General features: G+C 52.2%; 16 protein-coding genes. 9 read left to right on the forward strand and 7 right to left on the reverse strand.

The features are described 5' to 3' along the window. Nucleotides 1-159 precede the first annotated feature (159 nt). The 3 genes from REH34_RS09100 to REH34_RS09110 all read right to left on the reverse strand — a co-directional run bounded on the left by REH34_RS09100 (nucleotide 160) and on the right by REH34_RS09110 (nucleotide 3,678). A complete protein-coding gene (locus REH34_RS09100) occupies nucleotides 160-1,251 on the reverse strand; it encodes a hypothetical protein (RefSeq protein ID WP_311971426.1) in 1,092 nt (363 codons plus the stop codon). A 245-nt stretch (nucleotides 1,252-1,496) separates the two neighbouring features. Continuing rightward, nucleotides 1,497-2,624 carry a hypothetical protein gene (locus REH34_RS09105; RefSeq protein WP_311971427.1) on the reverse strand — a complete coding sequence of 376 codons (1,128 nt, stop codon included), beginning with the start codon at nucleotides 2,622-2,624 and terminating at the stop codon, nucleotides 1,497-1,499. Between the two features lie 367 nt (nucleotides 2,625-2,991). Then, nucleotides 2,992-3,678, reverse strand: a complete 687-nt coding sequence (locus REH34_RS09110; RefSeq protein WP_311971428.1) for a hypothetical protein — start codon at nucleotides 3,676-3,678, stop codon at nucleotides 2,992-2,994. Between the two features lie 185 nt (nucleotides 3,679-3,863). Here REH34_RS09110 and REH34_RS09115 point away from each other — a divergent pair. Continuing rightward, nucleotides 3,864-5,416, forward strand: a protein-coding gene (locus REH34_RS09115; protein WP_311970423.1) for an IS3 family transposase whose coding sequence is annotated in 2 segments (ribosomal slippage) — nucleotides 3,864-4,326 and nucleotides 4,326-5,416 — 1,554 coding nt in all. Because the reading frame shifts where the segments join, the coding sequence is not laid out codon by codon here. On the opposite strand, the gene REH34_RS09120 is transcribed toward REH34_RS09115, so the two are convergent. Together REH34_RS09120 and REH34_RS09125 are read right to left on the reverse strand one after the other, a co-directional pair. Beyond that, entirely contained in the window at nucleotides 5,403-6,401 is a 999-nt protein-coding gene (locus REH34_RS09120; RefSeq protein ID WP_311971429.1) for a hypothetical protein, read from the reverse strand. The genes REH34_RS09115 and REH34_RS09120 overlap by 14 nt on opposite strands. 112 nt (nucleotides 6,402-6,513) lie before the next feature. Next, nucleotides 6,514-7,557: a hypothetical protein gene (locus tag REH34_RS09125; RefSeq protein ID WP_311971430.1), complete on the reverse strand. Its 1,044-nt coding sequence runs from the start codon at nucleotides 7,555-7,557 to the stop codon at nucleotides 6,514-6,516. A 596-nt stretch (nucleotides 7,558-8,153) separates the two neighbouring features. Here REH34_RS09125 and REH34_RS09130 point away from each other — a divergent pair. The 7 genes from REH34_RS09130 to REH34_RS09160 all read left to right on the forward strand — a co-directional run bounded on the left by REH34_RS09130 (nucleotide 8,154) and on the right by REH34_RS09160 (nucleotide 17,777). Beyond that, nucleotides 8,154-9,521 carry a site-specific integrase gene (locus tag REH34_RS09130; protein WP_311971431.1) on the forward strand — a complete coding sequence of 456 codons (1,368 nt, stop codon included), beginning with the start codon at nucleotides 8,154-8,156 and terminating at the stop codon, nucleotides 9,519-9,521. Beyond that, a complete protein-coding gene (locus REH34_RS09135) occupies nucleotides 9,518-10,675 on the forward strand; it encodes a hypothetical protein (RefSeq protein ID WP_311971432.1) in 1,158 nt (385 codons plus the stop codon). Before REH34_RS09130 ends, REH34_RS09135 begins: the two co-directional genes overlap by 4 nt. Before the next feature lie 24 nt (nucleotides 10,676-10,699). Then, nucleotides 10,700-12,898, forward strand: a complete 2,199-nt coding sequence (locus REH34_RS09140; protein ID WP_311971433.1) for a hypothetical protein — start codon at nucleotides 10,700-10,702, stop codon at nucleotides 12,896-12,898. A gap of 39 nt (nucleotides 12,899-12,937) precedes the next feature. Next, complete coding sequence (locus REH34_RS09145) at nucleotides 12,938-13,561, forward strand: hypothetical protein (protein WP_311971434.1); 624 nt, start codon at nucleotides 12,938-12,940, stop codon at nucleotides 13,559-13,561. Between the two features lie 127 nt (nucleotides 13,562-13,688). Beyond that, the gene (locus REH34_RS09150) at nucleotides 13,689-14,060 is read left to right on the forward strand and encodes a hypothetical protein (protein ID WP_029240766.1); all 372 of its coding nucleotides are present in this window, start codon (nucleotides 13,689-13,691) and stop codon (nucleotides 14,058-14,060) included. 97 nt (nucleotides 14,061-14,157) lie between these two features. Next, the gene (locus REH34_RS09155) at nucleotides 14,158-16,140 is read left to right on the forward strand and encodes a hypothetical protein (RefSeq protein WP_311971435.1); all 1,983 of its coding nucleotides are present in this window, start codon (nucleotides 14,158-14,160) and stop codon (nucleotides 16,138-16,140) included. A 788-nt stretch (nucleotides 16,141-16,928) separates the two neighbouring features. Beyond that, a complete protein-coding gene (locus REH34_RS09160) occupies nucleotides 16,929-17,777 on the forward strand; it encodes a DUF2971 domain-containing protein (RefSeq protein ID WP_311971436.1) in 849 nt (282 codons plus the stop codon). Between the two features lie 1,007 nt (nucleotides 17,778-18,784). Here REH34_RS09160 and REH34_RS09165 read toward each other — a convergent pair. Beyond that, entirely contained in the window at nucleotides 18,785-21,127 is a 2,343-nt protein-coding gene (locus REH34_RS09165) for a DEAD/DEAH box helicase (protein WP_311971437.1), read from the reverse strand. 38 nt (nucleotides 21,128-21,165) lie between these two features. Here REH34_RS09165 and REH34_RS09170 point away from each other — a divergent pair. Next, nucleotides 21,166-22,328 (forward strand): IS3 family transposase gene (locus tag REH34_RS09170; RefSeq protein ID WP_311970468.1). Its coding sequence is split into 2 segments (ribosomal slippage): nucleotides 21,166-21,421 and nucleotides 21,421-22,328, totalling 1,164 coding nucleotides; the frame shifts between segments, so codons are not numbered across the junction. Here REH34_RS09170 and REH34_RS09175 read toward each other — a convergent pair. Further along, nucleotides 22,321-22,485: a hypothetical protein gene (locus REH34_RS09175; protein WP_311971438.1), complete on the reverse strand. Its 165-nt coding sequence runs from the start codon at nucleotides 22,483-22,485 to the stop codon at nucleotides 22,321-22,323. The genes REH34_RS09170 and REH34_RS09175 overlap by 8 nt on opposite strands.

Raw genomic sequence — 22,485 nt, forward strand, 5'->3', positions numbered from 1 at the left:
GTCGAGTAGGTAGATTCCCACCTACCGGGCAAGCCGATGGCCAGCTGCAGCCTTGATGGTAGGTGAAGGCCAGTCCAGCCCGCCGAGTGGGTATGGCAGTTCTCTCTCAAACACCCGCCACATGACGGGTGTTGTGGTGGGCAGCCCAGAGTCAGAGAATCACGCAGTCAAGAACTCTTTGAGCAGCGCAGCGCAGCGGAATGGCGAGTCAACGATGTCCGTACCTGCCACCCTGTATGAGCGTATCCCAACCGCTGCCAGCTTTTCGTCTACGGCTTTGTCTTTTGCTACCTGGGCAGGAGTTGTGTGATGAGCTTTGGAGTCACAAAATACTGCGACCCCCTCCTTTTCAAAGAAGAAATCTGCTTCAGTGATTGTCTGCGCCAGTTTCTTCGTGCGAACACCACCCTCCCACATCGACTGCAAAGATGGGAAAATCGTTCCATCGGGATAGATATGCATCTGGATTTTTGGGTGCAAACCAATTTGACTCATGGCCTGCAAAAGGAAAAGCTCAATGGGGGAATCGCACCCCCAAATCTTAAAGGGTTCTGAATCAGTAAATTTCTTGAAATAGTTCTTGCACCTGTACTTTTGGTAGTCTCCAAGAACTCCTTTGGTCTCGCCCAGCAACTCAGTGCACAGACCAGGATCTGTTGCATCTCTCGGAACATGTTTGGAGGCAACAAAATAGGTATTGTAAACGAAGCCGATAACATCTGAGCATATGGTTTCGTTGACAGGGACTGCCCCAATAGCATACAGGCCAAAAGCATCCGAGAATGGATTAAACCCCATGTAGTGTGGCCTGCCGTCCAAAACCTTCTCTAAATCAAAATTTTCGATCCAGTCAATGCCCACTGTCTGTGGCGAACCATTTTTCATAGCTGGACGCAGGGAAACATGGTAAGGCAGTGCGAATAGCTTACCATCACGTCTTTCGAATGAGTGACAGCAGACGACCACATTAACCATCTGGAATGTGTCACCACGCTTTCTGTAATAGTCAATGGCCTCTTTCGATGGGTTTACACCGACAACTGGTGCCCCTTCGAAGAACCGCTTCGACAGGTCGAAAATAGCCGTTTCAAGGGGCTGAACTCCGTCCAAGTCAAAGATATCATTCGCCAAAAATTTCCCAGCAGCGCTGGCCAAATCAATTTGAAAAGACTCATCAGGCAAATGATTGTAGTTGGGCAGCGTCCACAATTCTTTTGGCCGATTCTCAATATCACCTTGGATGTTAGGCACGTGAGCTCCGAATTATAATAACCAAGCTAGCCGAGTATCATGAGCATGAAGGCTCGCGACTTATACATAGCCAGAAACATTAAACCCAATCGAAATAGAAATATACAACACCTTTACACACTATCCACAACCAGCGCCACCTGATATATTTGAAAGTTTTTGGTTGACCCCTTCAGGTGATAGCGCTTGGCATAGATACAAAAATCATAAAAGCGGGGCGAATTTGCATCACCCCTACTAACTCGTTATTTCAGTGCAATCAGAATATCAAGGTCTTCAGATATCACTTTGAGCTTATTATAATCATCTGCACCTTTCTCCGACCTAGCCAATGCTTTAGCGGTGCATCTACGGCCTGTTTCGAGCAAATCGGCAATGTAGACGTTATTCCGTAGTTTTTGCACACCTGTTGGACTACTAAATATTTCCATCAACTGAGCATAAAGGGGTTCTAGGTAGCCGAAATGTTCAGTTTCGATTCCACAGAGATCAAAATAAATTCGCTCCAACATTTCCAAGCCGGGCAAAGGCTTCAAAACCTTAACAATCTCTGGATATTCTTCTCGCCCCAAAAAATATTTCATCAGAGAGTCATTTGCAGATCGCCCCATCGGAAAAATCAGCCTCTCCGCTTTATCATTCCCGGTGTAAAACATGAACGAATCGTAAATAGCTGTGGCAACCATAACAAATTCGTCAGCTCCATAGATATTTAATGGCGTTCTTTGCCCTTTAAATTCAAGATCTCCCTCTGCGACCTCGTTTACCATACGAAGATCTAAGGCTTCACTCAGGTTGATGAGCTTTCCCACAAGCCACCTACCATCATCCTTGCCGCTAGGGCTTTTTGCATAGTTTCTTAACACGGACAAATGAAGATTCAATGCACCGAGATAATTTTGGGAGCCTGGATCTGTCACAACCTCAGCTTTAAACTCCAAATTGGTCGGAGTATTTTTCGGGAAGACTTTGTTATACAGAGCGTCTCTATTTTCAAATACAAATGTATTACCGAACATCGATTGCAGCTCATTTAATCGTTCCATGAAGAAGCGTCGATGATTGACATATTGCTCAAAATTCATCGCCGCAAGCTGCGCGTTAGTGACCCTTTGCTGCTCAATATTTGTCTTCTGGATCTGCTTGTTCTGATGAGCTAGGAAGAGAAGCGTGGCCACAGTAGCTCCCGTAGAGGCCACCATGAAGAAGCCACTCAACAACGACCCGAAGCTTGACCAAGCTGCGTGCTCATGTGAAATCGGCCCGAGGTTGATGCCATAGAGCGTAAACAGCACGATCCCGAAGCCGACCACACCAACCCCAATCGTCAACCAGGCACCCCAGATCCACCACCTGCCTTCGCTCTTGGCCACTGCTCTAACTCCATGTTTTGATTAGTACTGGCAATCCTACCAGCGGCCTCCGGCCATCAGAACAAAAAGGTTGAGCGGACGTCATGCACCTGGCGCGGCATGCATGTGGACATGTGGCTAGGAAGCCGACACCTCAAAGCTTGTTAACCATTTTTTTGACGCGTTAACTGAGAAGGTTTACAGGTCAAAAAAATGGTTTACAACCCCAGGGACGTTAGGCGTACTCAGAATCAACTGAATGCAGGACAGGGCTGTGAAGCCCTACGTGATCGCGAAGGTACTACCATCCTCCGCAGATGCAGTTACGTGCGCGATCAAGGAAAGTTTCCAGAACGAGCCAGCCCTCCCCTAATCGCTCCCAGCCTGGTTAGCGAATCAAGAGGTTCGTCAGCAGTTGCAAGTGCTCATCATCATCCAGAGAAATCGCAACCGACCCCGATCGTGATAGCTCGATCTGCACAGGCGTTGAGTCGTACGTGTAGACGATTTTGATCTTGTCGATAGGCGCCGCGCGCCCACCTGTGATCTCCAGCAATTTCGTCATCGCATTACCCGTAGAGGTAATATCCACTCGGTAGCTGCTTTCGATATCAAACGTCACAGCTCCGGACACGATGCGCTTGGCCATGACCCTTGTAAGCCGCTTGTCAGCCTTCAGTTGCTGGTAGACCCACGAAATGTCTGGCTTCACGACCTCCAGCGCGAATGTTGTCCCGGCTGCCGCCCGGATGAGCTCCACGAACGGCTTCAGATCCTTGGGCGGCGAACTCATGCAGATTGAATAACGATCAACCCCCAGCGATTCGAAGACCATGTCAAAGCTGATGAACGTCGAGTAACTCGACTCGAACGTCTCACCTAGAGGATTCGTAAACGACTGGGTGATATCCCGTTGCTCGTGATACCGAAAGGTTGCCTTGCCATCCAGGACTTCAAGAACCTCGACACCGATCCGACTCTCGTCGTTGAACGGCTGCTGTCGAAGGCCATGAACAAGGGTCTGAAATTCAATGCGAGCGGTCAGAACCCACAGTTTCAGCCGCTTTGACTTCATGCCAATAAACTCCTTTCGATATCATCCAGTGTCTTCTGCGCTGCTTCCTCCAAGCGGATTTTGAGCTTCTGCTCAAACACCGGCTCGGCACGCACCAGATTCTTGGCGTATTCCCCCGGTGTCAGGGTAGTTGTCGTGTCCCCTGCTTTTTAAAAAAGCATTCCGGGGGCGGCAAGAGTATCGTCATGCCTTTCTACTCAGAAGAACGCAAAGCTGCACTGCTGAAAATGATGTTGCCACCTTTGAGCCTATCGGCGTCGGAGGTTGCGCGCCGCGAAGGTTGCAGCGATATGTCTCTCCATAATTGGCGCAAGCAAGCTGCTTCCAAAGGAACGCAATTGTCCGACACCAAGCAACCCTCCGAGAGTTGGTCAGCTGAATCCAAGATGGCGATCATCATGGAAACAGCCGCCCTGTCGGAACTGGAAATGGGTGAATACTGCCGACGTAAAGGCATTTACCCTGAGCAGATCACCGACTGGCGCAATGCGTTTATTGCCAGCAGCACGAAGCGGTCAACTGCTAAAAACGTGAGTTCCGGGCAGTCACGGGATGATAAGAATCGTATCCGTGAGCTTGAGCGCGAACTGCGCCGCAAGGATGCCGCATTGGCTGAGACAGCGGCATTGCTAGTGCTGCGAAAAAAGCTCAACGCCTACTGGGGAAGCGACGACGAGGGCACCTGACCTTGTTGCCAGAACGGCATTTACTCGTTGGTTGGCTCAATGAAGCCATCAGTGCGGGCGCCCGCAGGGCGCCTGCTTGTCTGGAAGTTGGCATTTCGCTTCGCACGCTACAACGCTGGAGTTTGCCCGAAGAAATGCTTGCCGATGGACGTACCACGACAGTCAGGCCGACGCCCATAAACGCACTTAGTGAGTTTGAGCGTCAGGCTATCCTGGCGCTGTGCAACAGTAAGTCATACGCGCATCTGCCTCCGAGCCAGATCGTGCCACAGCTGGCTGATGAGGGCCGTTACATAGCGTCTGAAGCGACTTTTTATCGTGTGTTGCATGCCGCAGGTCAGCAGCATCATCGCTCGCGCGCCAAGCGCCCGCATCGTCATGAGGCACCTACCACCTATGCGGCGAAAGCCGCTAATCAGGTGTGGTCGTGGGACATCACCTACCTGCCGTCACCGGTTCGAGGGAAGTTTTACTACCTCTATTTGATCGAGGATATCTACAGCCGCAAGGCTGTGGGTTGGGAAGTTTACGAAGCAGAAAGTGGTGAAAAGGCTGCTGCGTTACTGCAACGAAGCGTGACTCAGGAGAAGTGCTGGCACCAGCCGCTGGTACTTCACTCGGATAACGGTGCGCCGATGAAATCGGTGACGCTGCTGACCAAGATGTACGACCTGGGTATCACGCCCTCTCGTGGCCGACCGCGTGTCAGTAACGACAACCCTTACTCGGAGTCACTGTTCAGGACGCTGAAATACTGCCCGCAGTGGCCGCAAGATGGATTTAGCAGTCTGGATGATGCGCGTATCTGGGTGCGGGATTTTATGGTCTGGTACAACACCGCGCATCGCCATAGCCAAATCCGCTTCGTGACACCGGCCCAACGTCACGAGGGGAAAGACCGGGAGATCCTGGCTCGGCGCGACGCGGTCTATGAGCAGGCTAAAGAAAAAAGACCGGAACGATGGACGGGCGAAACACGCAACTGGAACCCGATAGGGACAGTGTATCTGAATCCTGAAAGGGAGCTGACTGTGGTGGTTAAGGTCGCGTAGCAAGACGGTGGACGCGACAACTACCTTGAAAAACGCCGTATTTCCCATTGTTGTAGTTGTAGACCCCTCTCACGATGTATGAGAAATCGCAGTACCTGGACTGGTTACCAAACTGAGCCTCGAACTGAACGATCTCTGAACCTACGAGCTTCTCGCGAGCAGTCCACCGAATTTTCCACAGGTAAAAACCGTGCCCCTCAAGCTCCATCAGCTGCTTGGACTCCAAGACACCTTTGCCCTTCAGTGATGCCTTGTCGATGCGGATGATCTTGTGAACCCTGGCTTCTGGCTGCAGCCTCGCCAGCTCGGTTTCCGGATCGCCACCCTCGCCCTCATCGTCTGAGTCAAACTCAACCGCATCCTCGATCACCAACGCCTCATCGCTGAGATCTAGGTCATCATCTTCTCGATCTTTAGGGTTGAATGTGGAGACGTCGACGACATCGACCACCTCCATGCCCTTGAGGTTGCGGATCAAACTGCGAAGGAAATTCGTCCTGATGCCGGCATCCGGAATTGCCTCCAGAGAGATGGTTCGGGTCGCCACGTCTTTGTCAGTGACTATCTCGATCTGGGAATACAGCTGATCGGTGATGTCCTTGAATTTTTCGTTCATGGGCCCAGTGATTTTCCAGCCGTTGCCCTGCTTCTCAAGGATTACCTCCGCTGTCTTCTCGACGACTTGGCGGAACTCCGCCTGGCTCAGATCAAGCTTCTGGTATTTGACGGTGAGCTTGAGCTGATCCCCATGGATAGCTACTTCAGCCTGCTCGTGCTGATCATCCACAAGCCACTCCTTGACGGAGGTCAGAGCGTCGGTCAGCTGATCTTTTGTAACCGCCGTGGTGACGACCACATTCGTAGTTTTCTCACGACTGTCACGGCCACCTACCAAGAGAGAAAGATTCCGATAATCGTAGTAATCATGGAACAGGGCACTGAACCGATTGGCCAGGAATTTTTTGTCTGACTCATTGGAGATCACGATCCCCCTGGAGAGGAAGACCTTCCGTAGCTCAGCGCTCGTAAGGCTTCGCTGCGTGAGCGCGTCAAAGATCGCTTTGTCGGACGCGAAGTATAGGCTCCCCATTCTCATGTCAGTCTCGCTCCCAGCCGATCGCTTCGGGCTTATAGTTCGGAATCGCGTGATTCATAATGTCTAGTTCGATTGCCTGCAATTTCCGCTTGCGATTCTCGTCTTCGCCCCACTCAGTGACGTAGCTGTTGATGGCAGCGTTGAAGTTGCTGAGGATGCTGCTGTGATGGTAGCGATTGGCAACCCTGATACGGATCTTCAAGTCTTTGTTGGCATTGAGGATTTGGAACCTGGACAGGGCGTCAAAGAGGTACCTGAATTCGATCTCACTGCTGCCATCGCGGCGATAGTAGATCAGGTAGCCTTCGCCATACGCTTCTGTCGGCTTCATGGCCTTTTCGCAGTACGAGATCACCTCTTTGTGGTGGATGATCATGTACGGCGAAGCGATGAGCTCAGCGGTGGCCGCGCGCTCCCAGTATTCGCCACTGGCCTTATGCAGAACGAGGTCAGGATAATAGAAGGTGTAGTTGTCCTTCGGAAATGTCCCTGCCGCTCTGAGGGCATTCACATCGACCTGCAGCGTCTTCAGGTAATTGATCAGTGAAGGTTCGACGATATGAATCTGCTGAGAATCCTTGATGTGCAGGTTCTCGCCCTTGTAGTCCTTGAAGTGATCGTAGAAATTCTTGTCGTACTCGTCGTCGTGGTTGTACACGAACAGCATCCCACGAACCTCATACCTCTCCCGCTTAGCCAAGTGATAGCGCGTCTGCCACTCCGTCGAGGCACGGGCACAGTCGATTGTCTTGCCCAAGGATTTCAAGGCCTTCTTGATCGAGTCCAGCGTGATTGAGCCCACCGCGTAGCTCTTCAAATCGGTATGAAGGTAGACGGCTTTATTCAGATAAGGGTCTGCGTACTTGAACACCACGTCAGTCGGATGCGTGTGTTCAGACTTCTTAGAGGGCGCGTGCGTTTCCTTCTTCACACAGGCGAAGTTGAGGTTCGCCGGCCCCTCTTTCTTCCAGCGAAAGAAGCTGAATATCTCGCTGGAAACGAGCTCCGCGAGTCTTGCAATTTTTTCCGTTTCGCCGCCTGACATGGTCGTTCCTGTCACGAAATGAATGCGCAGGAACGAGGTCAGCCAAGGTCGGGGCCTGAGCCGTCTGGGTGCGTCCTGCTATAGATATGGCTTCATGCCAGTACAAAGTATCGCAAAACCTTTGACGTTGCCATGGCGACGGTAAGGGTTAGAGCACGACTGTGTCGAAATTCATCAAATTTGCGCATGGACGCAGAGCCTTGGCATCACGCGGCGCGTTCCATCAGCACAATCGAGTAGTCAGCCGGACTGTTGGAAATATTTACCGGCATGGGCATTCAAGCATGCCTCTATAGCCAGCAAGGGATGAACCTATGCATCTATGAGGGGTGGGGAAACGGCGGGAACGACTGTAGAGGCGCCGGAAAATAGGGGGTTGCAGAGAACATAGGCGAAAAAAGACATAAAAAAGCGCCTTATTAGCACTTTTAGCTATTTCTAATTTTACTGTACAGTCAATACCATCCGGTTCGCGAGATTAAATCACCATACCGGAGCCTTGTCAATATATGCGTAACCCGACGATTGCAAAAGATCTGAGCCCCCCAGCCCCTCGTCGGCAGAAGGGTCAAAAGCAGCCAGGCCCCGGCGGCAGCATGCAAGCGATGAATAGCCTCACGCTAGTCAAGGGCGAGCCTCCCAGGCTTTACGAGACAGCTACAGGCATACCGTTGGATTTCTACAACGAGTTCACCGAGCACCTCTGGGACGAGATCGGCATCAGCTACGCGCGTAACTCGGTCATCACCTTGGAGAGGGGTGGGCGCGCGCTTGCCGAATTTCTCTATGAGACCGGTGCCCTTTCTGGCCGACTTGACCCTGCTACTGCATCGAAAACCATGCAGCTTTTTCCATCCTATCTCATCGATGGGGCGGACGCCAAAGACCCGATTGTCCGCAAGGCATTCATTCGAACAGGCCGAAAAACGATCTCCCCCAAGTCTGCGGGCCCATACATCGCAGGCGCCAATCTGATGCTGAGAGTCTGCAGCGCAATCACGTTCGAACAGGCAGAAATGTCCGCCGTCCTAACGGGTCAAGCGCCTCTAGAGCAAGTGAATGAGTTGCCGGAACTCAGTCCCCGGGTGCGCAGCCCTCAGGAATTGGCTCAGATCCACGCCAACACCCTGCAGGTCAAACCCTCTCTTGGCAAAGATGCAAAGAAAACCCAAGGAGGCCTGCGCACGCCCAAGAACAAGAAAAAGCGGGAGGCCAAACATATCGGCATCCCTCACATTCTGCCGATGCTTGAAAACGCCCCGACTCGGCTGGACGGCCTGATCTGGTGCTTTGGACTCGGGAGTTTGAGGGTATCGGAAGCGATGGGGATTCGCCTGGAGGACATAGACGTCCACAAGAGGATCATCCGCGTCGAAGACCCTCAAGGCTTGCGTGACACGACCAACAAGGAAAGCTTCGGCTTCAAGGGCCGCAAGACAGCTGTTGTGACTATGTTCGAGCCGTTCCAGTCGATATTTTGGGAAAAGCTGGCTGAGTACATGGCTGTGCGCCCTTCTTCTGACAGCCCTTGGCTGCTGCTGTCGTTGGATGAAGATACTTACGGGGTACCTCTCTGCGAACTCAATGCCAACAGCGTCAACAGGGCGGTCAATCGCAGCATCCAAGCCACGCAGAAGAAACTGAAGTTCGTAGCGCCTCAAGGAAACTACTCGTCCCACCAATTCCGCCACCTGTACGGCGTGTGGGCACGTAACTATGTGGTGGTGCCAGGCCGACCTAAACCTGGCCTCGACCTGCCTGAGATCCAGTTGTTGATGGGCCATGCTGACCTCAAAAGCACTGAGATCTATGCCGCCGACTTGGGTATTTACACCCTTGTGGAGGTAGATGCTGCAAATGAACTCATCTACCACCGGGGCGCCGGGGAAAGCATTGATTACTACCGTGGCCAAGCCTATGCGCGCCTAAGCGAGCAACTGCTGCAGCAGGGCCCAGAAGCGTGATCAACACCACCGACAACCTTACCGTGCACGGCGACGATGTCCTGCAAAGCGCTCAAGCCATCTTGCAAGAGTTGGCTCAGAAAGCTATGGAAGCCGAGAATGTCGCGGGGAAAGCAAATCCAGAGCTTCTGAGGGATATGCAGGCCAGACACCGTCTGGCCTTATCCATCTTCTTGCGGCATCGGAAAGGTCGGGCCCTGACCTACCAAGAGCTCACTAACCTCTACAGCCTATGCCTCGTACCCGACAAACAGCTCGATCTCGCCATGCCCCTTTATGAGGAGCTCACGGGCGAGTACACGCCAAAGCTGAAAGATGTGAGCAGACTTCGCATCCCTATCCGGGCGATGTTCGTACTCTTGTGGGCGAAGGGACACGTCACGCTCCCCCATAGCTTCAACCTGAGTGGCATATGGGCCAAGTACCCAGAAATGATAGGCATGTCCGAGGGTTTCATTCACCAGATCGCTGGACTCAACGCATCGCATCAGCAGCGCTGCGCTCGCACTTTCCAGTACCGTGTGAACTGGAAAAAGCCTGAAAATATAGTATTTGAAGAGCTGTGGGAGGCAGCGCCTGCAGTTGTAGACAAACAGCGTGAAATAAAGAGCAAGGCAACAAAGGGCAGTAAAGGTTTGGATTTTTCCTACCTAGCTTGGCTTCACCTGTTCGCCAAACAATATCCATCGATTGTAAGCCCTGATCAGGCGCGTCTACTTGAGGGGTATCACGCGCATCTAAGCACGACCAGGATCGAGAAATCGAGTACCGAAATCAAAAAGTCCTATGCGGAGTTCGCAATGCACTGGGGTTCGATCGACCCCAGCCAGTCAAAAAGCGAAAACCTAAAATGGAGAAGATCCCGTTATGCCGCCGGCCTTGATGGCCGCAAGAGGAAGAACAAACAAAAAATTGAGGATAAAATCGCCCGAGAAGACGCCCAAAACTGGGAAGCACAGAGCGTACTTTCCCCTGAGGAGTATGCAGCTCTGCCTGGCCGCAGGCGGCCTACAAAGGGCGACTATGAATGGGTCGAGAGTTACTACAATACCCCAGAGAATCCTCACATTGAGGACAACTTAGCCTCTTGGGTAAGAGCTGGGCAACTGCATCTTGAGCATATCGAAGAGCACCAGCCCAAAAGCAGGGCGTAGGAAGTTGGCTACATTCACATCCTGATGGACTACTTGGGCAGGTATTTGCCCGCTTGGCTGAGAAAACACCCGGACAGCGGCGTTGAATTCCCGACTAACATCGAGGAATTCCACCGATCCATATTTTGGCATCGCACAAAAAAATACACCAAGATCAAAAACCTCAAGGATAGCTCGCACCTCGACCTGCCTCTCACACTGATGCAGTTCTACGATCTTAAACGCAGTATCAAAACAAAGTCGCATTTCATTTTTTCGGTATGGCGGTTCTTTGAGGTCGCGATAGCGAAAAGTAAAGAATTGCTGCCAGATGGCAGAGCACTGGTCAGTAGCCCCTACACAAATCCGGTTCATCCAAAACTGGACTCACCTGGAAGTGGCCCAGCGGGGAAAAGTGACAAAATCCCCTTGCCCATCGGCTCCATGATTATGGTCGAGGCATACATGCTGGCACTCGATGCGATTGGGGTTGAACTTCAAAACAAGTTCCTGACAGGCTTACTGAGCTTCCAAGACTCTCTGGATCTGAAAAACAGCGTTTGGATTGATCTTGAAAAATACGGAGTTTCATACTCCCTCAAGCTGTGGAACCCCGACGACATCTCTGAAACCTTGGAGGTGCCTCTCAAAAAAATCATCAACGCTTATTCGTGGAAAAGTGAGAATTATAAATACGCTGGCCGTGAAATTTACGTCCCATGGCTATCACAGTTGAGAATGCTCACCACAGCCATGTTTTCTGGGCTACGGCTTCAAAACTGCCAATGGCTGGATGTTCGCAGCTTTGACAAATATTATGATGCATCTCTGCGGGGTAGCCTTAGCAGCTGCATTCTCTACGTCAACACCGATAAAAGCGGCAATAGCCGCCCCGTGTCGCTCCCTTACAAGGTTATGGACGTACTGCTCCAAGAGCGCCACTTTCAGACTAAGCAGTACGGCAAAAGATACAAAGGTGTCTATTACGAAAACGATATCAGCAATGCGAAGAAGTACGGAAAAATCCAACCTCTCTTCCGGAGCCCATGGCTCGATAGCGGCTTGCCGTTTTCTGATCCCTCTTACGCAGCTAAGTGGACGTTGATTCTTCGTGGCTTTCAAGAAATGTACAACAGTTTCGTGCCACCTGAAAGTCGCCATCAATTCGTGGAACAGACGGCCAGTGGAGATTGGTCGACAGTACATACACCCCATGCGCTGCGTGCAACTTGGATTACCCACCGCCGTATTTATGCATTTCTCGATTACGCCATCATCGGAGGGCAAGTAGGCCATGCCCATCGGTACACATCCGCGCATTACGTAGTGCCGACGCGACAAGAAACGCTCACCCTAGTTGAATCTGCCAACAAAGCAGTGTCTGCGCATGCATTTGCTGCTCTGACTGGCAGACCTCCCAGCCCGTCATCGCCAGAATCAGCGCTGGTCAAAGGCTGGCAAAAGCACCGCAAAGATACAGTGCGCGAACAGCACCTGATTTCCGTACTTCCAGGTATTCTGGACATCGAGGAGACGGGTCTGGACTTGATTGCTAGCACCAAAACTCAGCGCGTAAAATTTCTGGACAATTGCATTTGTGCGTTAGACGGTGATTGCCCTAAAAAATTGATGAATTTTACAAGAAAAGCTCGCACGTGTGGTATCTGCCCTTATGCAATATTCGGCATCGATCACCTACCCGGTCTGAACGCGAAAGTTCGCGACCTAGTCAACCGCGTTGATCATCTTAAACCAAGGCTTCAGCAATTACATAAACATCAACCACACTCGTCCAATACCGAGATAGTCTACGACGAGCTTTCGGTGAGCGCGTTGGAACTGGCCGGATACCGTCAAGTCGTACAGATTCTTGAGAAAAACTGGCGGGAAGAGAAGTTTCCGAAAGGGTACATCACTCGTCATCGCGACCTTGCTAATGCTGTACGTCACAGCGTTGATATGGACGACCCGAAACAGCGCGTTCTCTCCATGCTGTTAGACATGTCCCAGTTTCCTGCCTTGGCGTCAGAGCATTACCCGCTAATCCTTGAAGAGATGGCACGTAACCCCGAGTTATTGATAGTTGTCAACCAACCAGTAGACGAAAGAGAGCGCTACATTGGTCAAATTCTTTCAATTATGAATGGCGCCGGTCTTTCATTCGGGGATATTGCTGCGTACGCCCTGAGCAAACCTTCTGCCCTCTCACCCAAAGACCAAGCTTCGATGGCGATGGTGCACTGAGATGGCCAAGCGAGCTCGTGAGACTGGGCCGAACCGACCATGACAAAGATACCCACCAAAGCAGTGCGAAGAGGAGCGCCTGAAACAGTGAAGGCGCGACGCGGCGCCGCGCAACTCAATGCGACGATTGCTCGAATCAATGCTGCCTTGGAGGTGCTTCAGGAGAGTGGTGACCCCTTCAAAAATATCAGCCAGTTAGCAAAGGAAGTAGCCCGCATTTGCGGCATAGATCGCAGCTTGCTGTTAAAGCGTGGGAAGACATACAGGCAGTGTTTGGAGCGCTATCCGGCATTGCTGGGCGATGGGAGCAGCGCTCCTACCCCGTACAAGATCGATATCGATCCAATGCATCCGGTCATGATTCGAACTGCGCAGTTGGAGGAGGAGAACGCCAAGCTTCGCAACATCGTAGACGACCTGTCGAAACGGACTGTCAGGGCTGCACCGTCTTACGGGGTTGCCGCCAAGGCCAGCGTACCTGAGTACCAACGCAAATACGAAGTGACCTGTCAGCTCGTAGACAGAATCCTCGATCACAAGCCAGCCATTCAGATCGTCGACGACACCCTGACCGACTTCTCGGATGTCAGCGGGATTCCGAAGCCAGTTGCGGATTCCAAGCTCATCGCCCCCTACCTCAAATGGAAAAATACCCGTGCTTAAGTTGAATGATGGTTGTGGCGGTGGCGCTGATGCTGATGCTGATGCTGATGCTGAGGACGGTGCTGGGGTTGCTGCTGGCACGGGGGTTGATGTCCAGGGAGGCACGCCGCTTGAGGTACTGCGCGCCATGACGCCGCAATTGGAGTCAGCCAGGAAGCTGCGCCTGGTGGTCTTGGAGGTCATCGAATCAGGTAAAGGCGTGCCTATGCGAGCTGGCAAAATAAACCTCGCATGGCTTGCCGGCACGGTTGGACTCACGAGGCAAGTGTTCTATCCAGGGCGCGGTGGGGAGGAGCTTTCCCAGATTGCTGATCTCTTGCTGGAGCACGTGCGATCCCAGTCGTCCACCAAGCCACATACGCAGTACGACAAATCGCTGGCCAGTTTGCGAACCGAGATTCAGTTGCTCCGAACCCAACTGCGGGACGCTCAGCGGGCCCTCCAGTGCGCTGCCTTCCGAGAGGAAATCATTAGATCAGGGAAGATCCTCACGTTCTGACCGCGCTCTTGTTGAGCCGGTTAGACGCCGATCTATTCGCTCCTTTATAGCCCTTTTTATCCCCTTGTAGCCTTTTCTAACCAATGGTGTACGGCCAATGGAAAATTATTACTTCGTCCGGAAACTCACGCTCACACTGAGCGGAGAGCGACAATTTCATTTTCTATCTCTGGCCACTGGGAACCCATTCAAAGCGCGGCTCGACCAGACGCTGATGTCCAAACCACTATTCCCTGGAATGACCTATCGCGCGTCCATTGCTAAGCGCGGGAGAGGATTGGTCATCGCCTCGGTTGCCCTGGTTGCGCCAGTTGGCTCAGATCCCTCAGTTGCCGCCGTTTCCACCCGCGCTGACTTGAGGTTCGATGAGTGCAAGGCACTGGCGGGCTTTGTTAGCGCTCAAGGTGCGCTGCCCCTTTACACTGCGCCTTATGGTCTTGGGAATCTGTTGATCGAGACTGCCTTGGCCGAAGGGCGCCGCGTACGGCAACTGCTTGATCATGAGAACCGATTCATCCTAGGGAAGCATCTTGGCGATGCCCAAACGGCCCAGCTACAGTTCGCATGGGAGGACAACTTAGCCTTCCAGGCGTCAGTTGCGGGCTATATGCGCCAAGGATTTGACCAAATCGCGGCGGAGCGGATGACAAAGTGCCTGTCGGTGGACGCTGACTCCATCCTGGCCAACCCCCTTATAGCACTGCCATTTCTTGAGTCCGTTACCGATGTTGTCCCAGCGGTGCTGTCAGGCTTCGAGTTGAATCCTGGATTGAGGCATGCCTTGGGGCTGCTGAGGTACCTGGAAGCACAGTCCATGGCGGGCGATACCGTTGTGGAGGTAGGGGCTATTTGTGGATGTGGTGATGCTGGAGGCGTTGGCGGGGTGGATGATGTGCGTCAGGCAGTTCGGGAATGTGAACGCCAAGGGTGGGTTGTCGAGACGGAGGGACTGGTTCAGCTTCGAAGCAACTACTGGCTGCAGAACGCAGTGCGCGACCATCTGACCAGAATCTGCGGCCCGTTTCACCCAGTCTACAGCGAGCGCGAGCTTGAACACGCTTTCAATCGTTTGGGCGCGTTCACTCCCGATCTCTTCGCTCACGACATGCTCGACGAGGTCTCGCTAGCCGTTAACGCTCGCCTGGTGCTTGTGCGTTATGACGATATCAAAGCATCCAGTGAATTCACCCAGCAGTACTGTGCTGTCTCTGAGCTCCTGACAAATGCCGTTCCAACATTGGTGACAGCCGCCAAAGCGAGGTGTGTCGCCTATGAGGATGAATTAGGGGTTACCCATGTTCCGTTTTACGAAATAACCGACGGTGTTCACGCGCCGGCTGTTGTTGTCCAGCAGTTCAATCAGCTGCCGTTGTTCGACATTTTTCAGCTGCTGGCAGGGCTGGGAGACTTGATAAATCTGGTTGTCCTGGTCGATACCACGCTGCCGGCGAATGCAGCCGTCGAGCAGATGTCTCGCTATTTCACGACGGTCGATGTCCAAGTGCGCCGACAAGGTGCTCTGCCGTTCCAACAGCACTTGCGAGGGCTCTCTGAGATTGAGTCGCGGATTGATTCAGAGGACGTACAGCGCATCGCGGTGGTGTGTGATTGCCCAGAAATATCGCTGATGCTTAACCAGCGATATAGCTCGGTGCCAGGGGAGACGAAAGTGCCCAAAAAGGGTGATCTGATCCGGCTCTCACCTCGCGGCCTGCGGCGCCAGGATGACGCCCTGATCCGGATCGTGAACGTAAAGCCGGGCGAGCTCTTTGTCCTGCAATCGCAGATGTATCGGACGATCAAAGCCGACGAGTTTGCCGGGTACTCGTGGGCTGCTGGGTTCGCTATGAGCCCCGGTGAAGCGCTCGGCGTGGCCCTCCCCCCGGTTTTGGTGTTCACTTCAGCTCAAGGCGGATCGGATGAACGTGGCTCTGGTGGGGAGCTGAAGGGTGCTGCCTTCGTCAGGAACCTGCAGACGCAAGGGGTTCGCGTGATTGAGCACTGCGTGTATAAGATTGAGGGGTTTACGAAGGTTGCGGACACTGGGACTTTGCAGAGGATTGTGCCGTTGGTTGAGTGAGCCAATTATCCCAGACGATCCCCTCCACGACCGTCGCAATCGCAGATGCGAACATTCCGTTCTCTGGCATGTTCGCTATTGTGAGCTTGGTTTTACATCATTCTGGGTGGCATACCTGCATCATTCCCCGAAGCACCTGCGACCTGGCAAGGAAAAATCGGCATACTGATTGAACTTGAACTGAACGCAAACGACGCCGAAGCACTAGTGCGGCATTGCGACGCCTTTGAGCCGGGCTCAGGTGACGGTCGAGAAGACTCTCGCTTGGGGGATATCCTGGAAGCCATAGCCCCTGCAATCAGGGAGGGCATGAGCATGAAGGAGTCGATGGAATGGTTAACCGAGGCGGTTGTACGTCGCGATCACTCTATTCGGCGACAGCGCACTCGTCCTGAATTGATTGTGTAAGCCCATTCAGACTCTTGGCGGTCGCCAACTGCGCATTCATCTGCTGCTCTAGATCAAGCGAATCACAAAATACCTCCTATACGCTAATCCCCCTCTTCCCCAACCATGTTTTAGGAGCAACCAGACGTTGGCTGACCGCTGCCACGCTATCAGGGAGCTCGTGAACCCTTCAGCCAAATTTTACACACGGAGGAGTTATGCTTTTGTCCCACTAACATACTCAAATCTCGCCCGGTTGCCTAGTGCAAATCATCCACCGCCGCCGGGCTCGCAGATCCGCCCATGACAACGGCCAAGATAATTAATTAGAATATTGACCAAGCAAGCAAACACATATATAAATAAACTTACAACACTTAAGTAAGAGCGAGACACCAGCCTTGAAAGCATACAAATATAGAGATCCATCTAGCAGAACCTTGGAGATACTTTCAAATCGCACAATATATTTCCCGCTTGCAGCCCAACTTAACGACCCTTTAGATTCACAAATAAATATTGATGCCGAATATCAAAAAGTTGTAGACATGTATCCACCACACCATAGTGAAGAATATTTAAGAAAATCTTTTTTGATCCATATTTTGAACCAGCACTCATTTATGGATAAGCACGGAAAAGAAATTGGGCTTAATGGGGCTTTGCAGTGGTACATGTCTACATTGGGAATTTACTCACTATCTAAAATCCCAACAGATGCACTATTATGGTCACATTATGGAGGATCGCATACAGGCATAGCCATTGAATTTGACACAAGCTTAATACTAGAAAAAAATATATTTATCCGTGAGGACATGAAATACTCAAAACTTCCACCCTATCAGGATTTGTTTTTGGATCTAGCAAATAGGCTTGGTGAATTTGTAAAGCCTTGGGAGAGCGACAACCGGTACGAGAACGATTTAGGTGATAGTTTTTATACTAAACAACTATCAGAGCTAATGCACGCCAATCTTTTTGTTAAATCGGAAAAATGGAAGTACGAAGAGGAGTACCGACTAGTTAGTAGGCGAACCGGAGGACATGAATTCCCTGCTGAAGCATTGAAATCGATAACCTTTGGAATCAAGGCAAACTTAGAGTTTATAAAAAGGGTTGAAAAAATACTAAATACTGCCGACTATACACACGTCGATGTGAACTTCGTTCAGCATAGAACCGGTAGTTTTGAATTTGAGCTAACCAAGACATGCAACACGCTCATGAAGCTGGATAAAATCACTTAGCTTAAACCATCCTTGTGTCAGGATTTGTGTGAACTCCAGAATGAACGTTTGCATCGGTGACGATGCCGCCCTTTTGGACTTTTTCATTTCAGCAAGAAGATAAGTGAGGGCGTAAACTCTGGTGTCCACCTGTCCCGGGGTCGTATGAACAAATCTTCAGCCAGGAAAAATCCCTTAACCTTTCAATGACTTCTACATGCAAAAGCATCGCGATAGCAACTCTCCAAGGTAAACGTATGGCGCTTCCGTAGGCTAATTTAGTATGTGCTGATAAGGGCGCTACCTGCTCGATAGCGCCGACCTAGCAAGCGTTTGGCAGGATCTCCCTAGCCATGTCAACGAATGTGAGATCCAGCCTTTGGAGAATGCTATTTGATGGCGAGCGTACCCAATCGGGAGAGGGGTATGCCCCCCCCCCGCTAGCCTATGGTTGAGCGGCACAAGGTTCGAGGATAGACCGCATCGAGCATCGCTAGAAGAGTACGAATGCTTCATGCACCACGGTGCACCATGGTGATATCAGAGAATACTCAGCATATACCGAGGTTCGGACGACTTGAAGACTACACGGATACACGCTTTCAGGCGTTTCTGTCCAATAAGGGTTCGATTCCCTCTACCCGCTCCACCATTCAGCCAATGATTACGGGCGTTCCAGGCAGTCTTGCCCTAGCGCCTAGGCGGGCCGAGCCCCCTCGCAGCGCCGCCATCAGCCTTCTCACAAGCCTCAAAAATTTGGCGCACCGTCGATTTCTCTAATACGGCGTCTTGCCTGACCCACTTCTGCCTCAGCTTACTCAATAAACTCCTAAAGTCTGATCTGTCAGATCCAGGGCGTGAGTTGGTCAACGGGGCTTCGCGCAACCGGCACCGGCCTTATGCTCATGGTCTGACCATGTAGGGAGCACTGGGTCACTCACCCAGGCCAAGCGGTCGATTGCCTGCTGGAGCCAAGCCCAGAGAGCTCGCCACCACCGGAGCCACGCTGTTAACTCCAGCGGTCACGATCAAACTCGGATGCTCATTTTCGCCTCAAAGATCATCAGATCGCTGACCTTGTCTCTCATCATTTTTCTGACGATACGCGAGTCGACGTGGACTTCGCCATCCGATCCCACGCTGACCATTTCTGCATAATCTGCGAGCATCAGGTCGGCCAGGCCACGGCTGAAGCCGTCCCGAATCAGCTTGATCCTGAGATCATCGTCGGTACCGTATTTGATCCGCTTATAGAAGCCAGCCTCCAAAGCACCGACACCGTTGAGCACTTCCACGAACTTGAAGATCCGGTTGTCGAAGAAATCCTCTTCGTCCTTCAAATGCACGATAGCCAGGTTGATGCGCTCGGCATCATCTTTCTGAGAGATCCTGACCCAGTTCTCGTACACGCTCTCACCGAAGGTCGAGTCGCCCCATTTGCCCACAAAAACGTGGTCGGTGACGCCTTCTTCGGCAAGCTTGTTCCAGTACCGTAGGGTTAGCCGGAGCATTCTCTTGAGGCTGTATCGCTTCAACCTCCAATCCAGAAGCATGGTGTAGAACTTAAGCGCCGGGAGCTCGTTGAGACGCAGCAAATCGCGGTGCTCTCGGCTCTCTTCGAAGTTTGCGATGAAGAGCTTCTGGACAGCCCGCATCAGTCGTGCAACGTCGCTGATTTGCCCAAGCGTCTTGACCGAATTCTTGATCCGTCGATCAATATTTTTTTCATGCTTGAAAACATCGAGTTCACTGATGCTGTTGGCGATCATCAGCTTTCCAAGCTCGGTCGTCACGTATTGGCAAGGACGATCCCCCAGCAAGCCGGGATGCAAATTTGCCAGACGTTCAACCGCATCGTTGTACAGTTTCGAAATCTTGCCATCCACGATGGTAGTGGCCTCAAGCATCACATTGCCGACGCTATCCTGGTCAACCTGCGAGACGTTCACCGCCTTTTGGTAAAAGCTTTGAAGATTTGCCCGCTTACTGGTGAACCCCTCGACTCCGAGCAGATAAATGCTGGACTCCAGCTTCTTCAGTGAAGCCTGCGCCTCAGGCGCAAAGACCTCGCTGAAGCGATTGACCCGCCCAATCAAGTTCTTGAACTGGGACGACGTGAGATTGCTTTGCCCTTTTGTGTAATCAAAGATGAACAGCCGCTCGATAGGTAGATTCACCCCCTCCAGCAACGTTGAATTACACACCAGGTATCTCATTTTCTCCGAGGCGCTGAAGAGATTTTCAAGGTATAAACGGATGGTGTCCGGGATAGAGCCATGGTGATACATGACGCCTTTCCTGAGGCACGAGATCAAGCGATAGCGTTTATCAAAAGCATCCTCCAGCTCGTCGCATGCACGCGCAATGAGGGGACAATCAACAGGCTTCAGTGTCGCGGCCAAGCCCACCGCGAATGCCTCAATGCTCTTCTTCTTGTTTCCATAGATGATGTTCTTGTTGAGCGACTCGCGTCGGATCAGCTCGAAGCAATTTTGGTATTTGCCGTCAATATCAAGCCAGACATTGAGGAAATGGTCGTACAGCTTGAGTTTTCCATCCCCCTTGTTTGGCCTGAAATCTCGCAGGTAAAAGCGCTCTGACTTGATGTACTCATCAATCCTGAATCCCGTAGGGATCATGTCCAGAAAGCGCACCCTGACGTTGAGCTCGTCACATAGAAAGGGAGTGAGGAACTTGAACGTGGTCTTTTTGTTGCGCGCTCCCAGAATGCACAGCATGGTCGCCAGCAGTTCGCTTCGTCGATCATTCTGAAGAAGGTTGTGCGCCTCATCGACGAACACCATGTCGAAGCTTAGCAAGGGGTGATCGTTCAGCAGCCGGCTCAGGCGCTCTTGGGTCAGCACAAATGCTCGATCGTTTCGGCCTTCGACATACATCTCAGGATGGGAGATCACCTTCCCCAAACCTTCAATATCAGCATAAATGAGGCGCTTCTTGGTCTGTGCTAGGAGCGCTTTGGAAGGCACCAAGATCAGGATCTTACTGTGAGGGTTATCGTTCACTGACTTGATGATCAGCTCGGATTTTCCGTACGACGTCGGGGCGACTACCACGGAAGAGTGCTCGTACTCGGACTGGACAAACGTGCGCAGCGCCTCCTGCTGCTCGGTCAGTACCATGCCCTGATCGCGGAACGTGTCAACGTAGCTTCCTACAATCTGTCGGATGAAAGAGTCGCTGCGGTAGTCGTCCTCTGGAAAGTTGTTACCGATCACGGCTGATACAGGATGCAAGCCGTGGTGGAGCGCGACATCGTAGAGGGCTTCGTATCGGCCAGTGAGGTTTCCGTAAAACAGGATGATCCGATAGCCCAGACGCTTGATCTGTAGTGGTCTAATGATTCCGGACACCCATTTAGGTGAGAATGCTCGCCACAGAGAGGTGTCTGATGACCAAGCAACGTCGTACCTTTACCCCTGAGTTCAAGCGCGAGGCTGCGTGCCTGGTGCTCGACCAAGGCTACAGCCATAACGAGGCATCCCGTTCGCTTGGGCTGGTTGAGTCGGCCTTGCGTCGTTGGGTGAACCAGCTCCAGCAAGAACGTGGCGGCGTCACGCCGACCAGCAAGGCGTTGACACCTGAGCAGCAAAAAATCCAGGAACTCGAAGCCCGTATCAATCGGCTAGAACGAGAGAAATCGATTTTAAAAAAGGCCACCGCGCTCTTGATGGCCGAGGAACACGAGCGTTCGCGTTAATCGATCAATTGCGGGCTCAAGAGCCGATTGATCTGTTGTGCTCGGTATTTGAAGTAACCCGATCTTGCTACTACGCGTACTGCCGAAAACGCCGGTATCCAGATGCCGAACGGGTGGTTTTGCGCAGCCGCGTGAACGAGCTGTTTACGCAAAGCCGAAGCGCTGCGGGCAGCCGGAGCATCATGCTGATGATGAAAGAGGACGGCATGCAGATCGGGCGATTCAAGGTGCGCGAGTTGATGCGCGAGATGAACCTGATCAGCAAACAGCCCGGTTCGCATGCCTATAAAAAGGCGACCGTGGAGCGACCTGATATTCCGAACGTGCTTGATCGAGGATTCACCGTCGCATCCCCAAACAAGGTCTGGTGCGGTGACATCACATACGTTTGGGCCGAAGGTCGATGGCACTATCTAGCAGCTGTCATCGACCTTTGTGCCCGCCGTGTTGTGGGTTGGGCGTTCTCACCCAAGCCCGACGCCGACCTGGTAATCAAGGCACTGGACATGGCTTACGAGCAGCGTGGCAGGCCGCAAAACGTACTGTTTCATAGCGACCAGGGCAGCCAATATGGCAGCCGAAGTTTCCGCCAAAGACTATGGCGATACCGCTTCACACAGAGCATGAGTCGGCGCGGCAACTGCCACGATAACGCGCCGATGGAGCGGCTGTTTCGCAGTCTGAAAACAGAATGGATACCGACGGTGGGCTACATGAGCGCTGCGCTAGCGCAACAGGATATCGGCCGATTCCTAATGGGGCGATACAACTGGCGGCGACCGCATCAGTTCAACGAAGGGCTAGCGCCTGCGGTCGCTGAGGAAAAACTCAATTCAGTGTCCGGGATCAGTTGACCACTACAATCTCCGGCGTCTGATGGTTAAGCAAGAGCACTGCGATAGCCAGCAGCTTAACGACCTCCGAGTCTTCCATCTCATCCTTGCTGAGGAGGCGGAAGTACAGGTCTTTGAATTTCGTGTTGGCTAACTTCCTGATTGTCAGCTCTTGCAT

Source organism: Pseudomonas baltica (assembly GCF_031880315.1).
Taxonomy (GTDB): domain Bacteria; phylum Pseudomonadota; class Gammaproteobacteria; order Pseudomonadales; family Pseudomonadaceae; genus Aquipseudomonas.

Bases quoted from the DNA above. Each gene is read 5' to 3' on its own strand.
- REH34_RS09110 (WP_311971428.1), bottom strand. From the start codon at position 3,678: ATGAAGTCAAAGCGGCTGAAACTGTGGGTTCTGACCGCTCGCATTGAA.
- REH34_RS09125 (WP_311971430.1), bottom strand. From the start codon at position 7,557: ATGTCAGGCGGCGAAACGGAAAAAATTGCAAGACTCGCGGAGCTCGTT.
- REH34_RS09130 (WP_311971431.1), top strand. From the start codon at position 8,154: ATGCAAGCGATGAATAGCCTCACGCTAGTCAAGGGCGAGCCTCCCAGG.
- REH34_RS09140 (WP_311971433.1), top strand. From the start codon at position 10,700: ATGGACTACTTGGGCAGGTATTTGCCCGCTTGGCTGAGAAAACACCCG.
- REH34_RS09145 (WP_311971434.1), top strand. From the start codon at position 12,938: ATGACAAAGATACCCACCAAAGCAGTGCGAAGAGGAGCGCCTGAAACA.
- REH34_RS09150 (WP_029240766.1), top strand. From the start codon at position 13,689: ATGACGCCGCAATTGGAGTCAGCCAGGAAGCTGCGCCTGGTGGTCTTG.
- REH34_RS09155 (WP_311971435.1), top strand. From the start codon at position 14,158: ATGGAAAATTATTACTTCGTCCGGAAACTCACGCTCACACTGAGCGGA.
- REH34_RS09175 (WP_311971438.1), bottom strand. From the start codon at position 22,485: ATGCAAGAGCTGACAATCAGGAAGTTAGCCAACACGAAATTCAAAGAC.